The organism is Streptomyces sp. NPDC004542 (genome assembly GCF_040610035.1).
Lineage (GTDB): Bacteria > Actinomycetota > Actinomycetes > Streptomycetales > Streptomycetaceae > Streptomyces.
This window is the reverse complement of sequence record NZ_JBEXLP010000172.1, coordinates 1-5,959: the sequence shown is the minus strand read 5'-3', so window position 1 is coordinate 5,959 and position 5,959 is coordinate 1. Positions and strand designations below refer to the sequence as shown.

6 protein-coding genes are annotated in these 5,959 nt (G+C 68.9%); 5 read left to right on the top strand and 1 reads right to left on the bottom strand.

Annotated features, from left to right (window positions below):
• A partial coding sequence (locus tag ABZX30_RS37590; protein ID WP_355942796.1) for a GDP-mannose 4,6-dehydratase occupies positions 1 to 702 on the top strand: 702 nt, incomplete at its 5' end.
• Between the two features lie 21 nt (positions 703 to 723).
• On the opposite strand, the gene ABZX30_RS37585 is transcribed toward ABZX30_RS37590, so the two are convergent.
• Positions 724 to 2,061 carry an oligosaccharide flippase family protein gene (locus ABZX30_RS37585; protein WP_355942799.1) on the bottom strand — a complete coding sequence of 446 codons (1,338 nt, stop codon included), beginning with the start codon at positions 2,059 to 2,061 and terminating at the stop codon, positions 724 to 726.
• A 168-nt stretch (positions 2,062 to 2,229) separates the two neighbouring features.
• On the opposite strand from ABZX30_RS37585, the gene ABZX30_RS37580 reads away from it, so the two are divergent.
• The 4 genes from ABZX30_RS37580 to ABZX30_RS37565 form a co-directional block, all read left to right on the top strand.
• Positions 2,230 to 3,273 carry a glycosyltransferase family 1 protein gene (locus ABZX30_RS37580; RefSeq protein WP_355942793.1) on the top strand — a complete coding sequence of 348 codons (1,044 nt, stop codon included), beginning with the start codon at positions 2,230 to 2,232 and terminating at the stop codon, positions 3,271 to 3,273.
• 60 nt (positions 3,274 to 3,333) lie between these two features.
• Entirely contained in the window at positions 3,334 to 4,476 is a 1,143-nt protein-coding gene (locus ABZX30_RS37575; RefSeq protein WP_355942790.1) for an acyltransferase, read from the top strand.
• A 129-nt stretch (positions 4,477 to 4,605) separates the two neighbouring features.
• Positions 4,606 to 5,418 (top strand): class I SAM-dependent methyltransferase, encoded by an 813-nt coding sequence (locus ABZX30_RS37570; RefSeq protein ID WP_355942787.1) that lies wholly within the window; start codon positions 4,606 to 4,608, stop codon positions 5,416 to 5,418.
• A 116-nt stretch (positions 5,419 to 5,534) separates the two neighbouring features.
• Positions 5,535 to 5,959, top strand: a 425-nt coding sequence (locus tag ABZX30_RS37565; protein ID WP_355942784.1) for a GDP-mannose 4,6-dehydratase, incomplete at its 3' end; no start/stop codon positions are given.

The window sequence follows — 5,959 nt, the reverse complement described above, 5'->3', positions numbered from 1 at the left end:
ACCGTCCGCCTGCTCGAAGCCATCCGCAGCACCGGCCTGTCCTGCCGCTTCTACCAGGCCTCCAGCTCCGAGATGTTCGGCGCCGCACCCCCGCCTCAGCACGAGAACACCCCCTTCCACCCCCGCTCCCCCTACGGCGTCGCCAAGGTCTACGCCTACTGGGCCACCCGCAACTACCGCGAGGCCTACGGCATGTACGCCGTCAACGGCATCCTCTTCCACCACGAGTCCCCTCGCCGCGGCCCCACCTTCGTCACCCGCAAGATCGCCACCGCCGCCGCCCGCATCAAAGCCGGCCTCCAGGACACCGTCCACCTCGGCAACCTCGACGCCCGCCGCGACTGGGGATACGCCGCCGAATACGTCCACGCCATGTGGCTCATGCTCCAGCAGGACCGACCCGACGACTACGTCATCGCCACCGGCACCAGCCACAGCGTCCGCGACTTCGCCGAACACTGCTTCGCACACGTCGGCCTCGACTACCGCGACCACATCCGCTTCGACGAACGCCAGCTCCGCCCTTTTGAGGTGCACCATGTCGTCGGGGACGCCGCCAAGGCACAGCGCGTCCTCGGCTGGAAGCCCGCCACCCACGCCCCCGAACTGGCCCGCCTCATGGTCGACGCCGAACTCGCGAGCCTGAACGCCGTGCCGGGCGGCGCCCTAGGGACGGCGGCCGGTTCTCCCGTCCCGGGCTGACGCGGCGCATACGGCGCCGGCTCAGGCGGCGGTCCGCAGCGCGTCGGGCACGACGGCCCGGGGACGCGCCAGTCGCCGGTGCGCGATCAGCATGGACGGCACCAGGACGAGCAGGGTCTGGGTGACGACGGTCGACCACAGCGGCCCGGACAGGCCGAGCCGGCGCACGGACCAGACCGACGCCGCCACGTTGGCCACGGTCATGACCGCGCCGACGGCGAGCTGCGGTCTCAGCTCCCCGGCGCCGTTGAGGAACGCGGCGATCGCGGTGGTCGCGCACATGATGACGACATAGCCCCCCAGTGCCATCAGCAGACCGAAGGGCACAGCGGCCGCGTCGTCACCGGCCCACACCCGCAGCAGCCACGGGGTGATCGGGACGAGGACACTCGCCGCCACCGCACCGGCGGCCGTCGACAGCCCCACCGACCGCAGGTACGCGCTGCGCACCCATGCCTGGTCGCCGCGTGCCCAGGCCTCCCGGTAGCTCGCCCACAGCGGTGTGAGGAACGCTCCGGCGACCGTGGGCACCAGGGCGTAGACGGTGAACGGCAGCACCAACGCGGAGACCCGGTCCGCACCGAGGTAGTGCCCGACGACCAGGGAGTCCGACTTGAGGGACACGATCCCCATCGCCGTCAGCAGGAAGAGCTGCGCGCCCTCGCGGCCGAGCCGGCCGCACGTCGCCCGGTCCACATGGCACAGCCGGGGCCGGGCACCGCGCACCGACCGGGCCAGCAGGAGCGTCAGGGCGGCTCCGGAGAGCAGCGGCGTCAGCAGGTACACGGCCGTGAACCAGCGCAGGTCCGGCGCCAGGCCCGCCACGGCCAGCAGGCCCGCCGCCTGCGCCAGGACGCCGACCGAGGTGCAGAGCGCCGTCACATGGCCACGCTCAAGGGCGTAGTACACCCGGCCCGCGACCGTCAGGGGCAGGCTGAGGGCGGCCACCGCTCCCACCGCGAGGACCAGTTGGCCGACGACGTCGGCGGGCACCCCCTCCGCCCCCAGGAGGTCGCTCCAGTCGACGGTGAACGCGAGCAGGCCGAAGAGGGCGAGCAGCAGCAGCACGGCCGTGCCGGTCAGCAGGACGAGGGCCGTGGTCACCACGCGGCGGGTCGAGGCCGGATCACCGGATCCCCGCGCTTCGGACACCTGTCCCATCACCGCCAGTCCGACCCCGAAGTCGAGTACGGACAGCATGGTGAAGGTGCTGGTGAGGTTCAGCCAGAGCCCGAACTGCTCCGCTTCGAGGCACCGGCCGACAACGGGCAGCGTCAGCAGGCTGACGAGGAGGGAGATGCCCCGTGCGCCCACCGTCGTGGCACCGACGGCGAGGATTCTCCGCCAGCGACCGGGCATCTGGTTCACGGCACATCCCGAGGTAGGGCGGTCAGGACGCGGCAGCCACGGTGACGGCCGCCTTCTTCAGTGTCGGCACCCGAACGCCGTGTCGTCACCTTCCGCGCACCGTGTCGCACATACAGTGACCGGACGTCGCAGCCCCCGCGCCGGGAGGAATCACGTCAGATGCGCGTCCTGTTCTCTCCGGACGTATTCGTCACGCAGCGGTTCGGCGGCGTCAGCCGGTACTTCGCGGAACTCCACACCGAACTCGTCGGACTGGGTGTCGACGCACGCCTCTTCTCCGGTCTGCACGACAACGCCCATGTCCGCGGCGGCGGAACGGCACTGGGCAGGCTCCCGGTGCGGCCACGGCTGTTCCTGAGCAGCCGGACGTTCCGGTTCTACGCCGCCGCCCAGCGCGCCGCGCACATCCTGCACCCCACGTACTACTCCGCCGAGCCGTTCGGCCGGCGGCCGCACGTCTGCACGTTCTACGACCTGATCCATCACCGGTACCCCGATCAGTTCCCGAACGACACGACGGCCGAACGCCAGCGCCTCTGGGCCCGGCGAGCCGACCGGATCATCGCGATCTCCCACGCGACGGCACGGGATCTGGTGTCCCTGCTCGGTGTGCCGGACGAGAAGATCTCCGTCATCCATCTCGGCGTACGCCGTCCGCGGCACCGGACCCGACGGCAGCCGGAAGCCTACGTGTTGTACGTCGGCAACCGCGGCGGTTACAAGAACTGGCGGATCGTCGTGGAGGCGCTGCAGGATCCGGGACTGAAGGATCTGCGACTGGTGTGCTCCGGCGGCGGACCGGTGACCGGGGAGGAACACGCCCTTCTGGAACGCTGTCGCATGGCGGCCCGCGTCACGTTCGTCACCGCGGACGACGTCACCCTTTCCCGCTGCTACCGCGAAGCCCTGGGCCTCGTCTACCCGTCGCTCCACGAGGGTTTCGGACTTCCGCCGCTGGAGGCCATGGCGCAAGGGGTTCCGGTGGTGGCCGCGCGGGCCGCCGCCGTCGAGGAGGTCGTGGGTGATGCCGCCCTGCTCTTCGACCCCCGTGACGTCGACGACCTGGTGCACACGCTGCGCCGGCTGCTCGATGCCTCCGTCCGGCAGGAGTTGGAAGGCCGCGGCCCGGAACGCGCGCGCATGTTCTCCTGGGAGAGCACCGCCCGGCAGACGGCCGACGTCTACCGCTCGCTTCTTGGCTGAGTTCCCCATCACAGACAGCGTGAGCGCGTCATTTAGTCTTTCTCTGAGGAGCGGTCCACGATGCCGGTCAAGAACTACCGGACACTCCACGGAATTCGCGGGGTCGCGGCCCTGTGCATCGTCGCCCTGCACTCCCCGCGGCTGTTTGGACCGATGCCGGGATTCCTGGGTATGGCTGTCGATCTCTTCTTCGTACTGAGCGGCTTTGTGCTTGCTCACGCATACGAGGATCGTTTCCGTCAGGGGATGACTCCGCTGACTTTCCTGCGCCAACGCTGGGTGCGGCTCTATCCGCTCTACGCCGCGGGACTTCTCCTGGGGATCACCCACCAGGCGATGTGCATTCTCTATGATTCACCCAGGTCGATCGGGACCTGGAGTGACCTGTTCATCGCTCTTCCGTTCAATGTGTTCATGCTGCCCGCGCCACTGTCGCACACCTTTCCCTTCAATGGTCCGATGTGGTCGATCTTCTTCGAACTCCTGGCGAATCTGCTGTGGGCGGTTTTCTGGCGCAGGCTTCGGTCCACCAGAGTCCTTGCCGGTACGGTTCTGGTGTGCGGCGGACTCTATTCATGGGCGTTGCTGTACTGGGAAACTCCCGCGTTGGGTCTGGCGTGGGTCAACTTTCCCGGAGGACTCACTCGCGTGGGTTACTCCTTCGCCGCCGGCCTGTTGATCTACCGCCTGCGGGACAAGCTGCGCACGCCCCGGGTTCCGCCGCTGGTGCTGACGGGTGTACTGCTGGCCATGGCGTTCTTCAGGCCCGGTCTGATCGGGCAGCTCCTGTCCGTACTGCTGGTGTTCCCGCTTGTGGTCATGCTCGGCGCGAGGAGCGAGCCACGATCCGGCGCCCGGGGCGCCCATGAGTCACTGGGCAAGGCGTCCTACTGCGTGTACGTGCTGCACCGCCCGCTGGCAGCCCTTCTCTATGCCGTTGTCCTCCGGCTCTCCGGGCAGCGGCTGGAGTCCTTCGCGCCATGGGGCGGACTCGTTTTCACGGCGGCGCTGGTGGCGGGGGGCCTTGTCCTGACGGACAGGTTCGAGACGCCGGCCCGGCGGTGGCTGACGCGCCGCCTGGCGGGAAAGGGCGGGGAACCACCGGCTGCTCCGATCCGCGTCGGCCCGCCACGAAGGCGGGCGGAAGAGGATCGCCCCACGTCCGTGGAGTCTCGGGCGTCGCAACGCTCGCGTGAGACATGAGCAGGGCGTGCGTTTTTCGATCCCGTGCCCGCTCAAGCCGTCACGCTTTTCTGCGGCCGGATGTGTGAATGGCGCACTCGCACAGGGGCGCCTGGGCCGTTGAATCCGTCACCGCAATAGCATCCCGGCATGACAGAAACGCCGATCCGCCCCTCGATCGGGGAACTCCAGGAACGCGCACACGGCGAAGGGCACGATTACGCGAAAGGCTCCCCGCACATCCGGCATCACAGCGTCCGCGAGCGCGTGATCTCGGCTGTGCACACACTCGTGGGCGAGATCGTCGACCGCGGTGGTCAGTGCCGGCTCCTGGAGGTCGGCGCCGGGCATGGCACCTTCACCGACCACATGGTGGCGGCCGGGGCGCGGGTCGAGGTGACGGAGATGAGCGGCCCCAGCGCCGCCGTCCTCCGGCACCGTTTCCGCGGCTCCCCGCACGTCACCGTCACCCATGACCCCGAGGGAAGCGAGATCTTCCGCTCCGGGCCGGTCGATGCCGTGGTCTGCATCTCCGTACTGCACCACATCCCGGACTACCTGAGCGCCGTGAACCATCTCGTCGGGCGTATCGCTCCCGGCGGCGCGTTTCTCAGCATGCAGGACCCCCTGTGGTATCCGCGCCGTTCGGGACTGTCCATGAACGCGGACCGCGGAGCCTATCTCCTGTGGCGGCTCGGTCAGGGGCAGTGGGGCCGCGGTCTGGCCACCAGGGTGCGCCGGCTGCGCGGCCGCTACGACGAGTCGAACGAGGCGGACATGTCGGAGTACCACGTCGTCCGTCAGGGAGTGGACGAGGTGGCCCTCCAGAAGATCCTGGCACCGGCCTTCCAGGAGGTGAGGCTGCAGCGCTACTGGTCGACGCAGTCGGGAGTGCTCCAGTCACTGGGGGAACGCTTCGGTCCGCCCAACACGTTCGGGCTCCTCGCGCGCAACCGCCGCTGAACCGACGCCTTCCACTCAGGGTCCGACAGAAGAGCGGACACATCCCCACAATAACGGCGAATTATAGTGTACTTCCCTACGCTGGGGCGTCCAGAGGTCTGAACAGGGAGTGTGTGGTGCCAGTCAAGAAGGCGTTCATCACCGGTATCACCGGCCAGGACGGGTCCTATCTCACCGAGTTGCTGCTGCAGAAGGGGTACGAGGTCCACGGTCTGGTCCGGCGGGCGTCGACTTTCAACACGCGGCGGATCGACCACCTCTACCAGGACCCGCACACCCCCGGGGTGCGGCTGTTCCTGCATTACGGCGATCTGACCGACGGCACCCGGCTGGTGCGCCTGCTCCAGGAGGTACGGCCCGACGAGGTCTACCACCTGGCCGCCCAGTCCCACGTACGCGTCTCCTTCGACGAGCCGGAGTTCACCGGCAACACCACCGGCCTGGGCACCGTCCGCCTGCTCGAAGCCATCCGCAGCACCGGCCTGTCCTGCCGCTTCTACCAGGCCTCCAGCTCCGAGATGTTCGGCGCCGCACCCCCGCC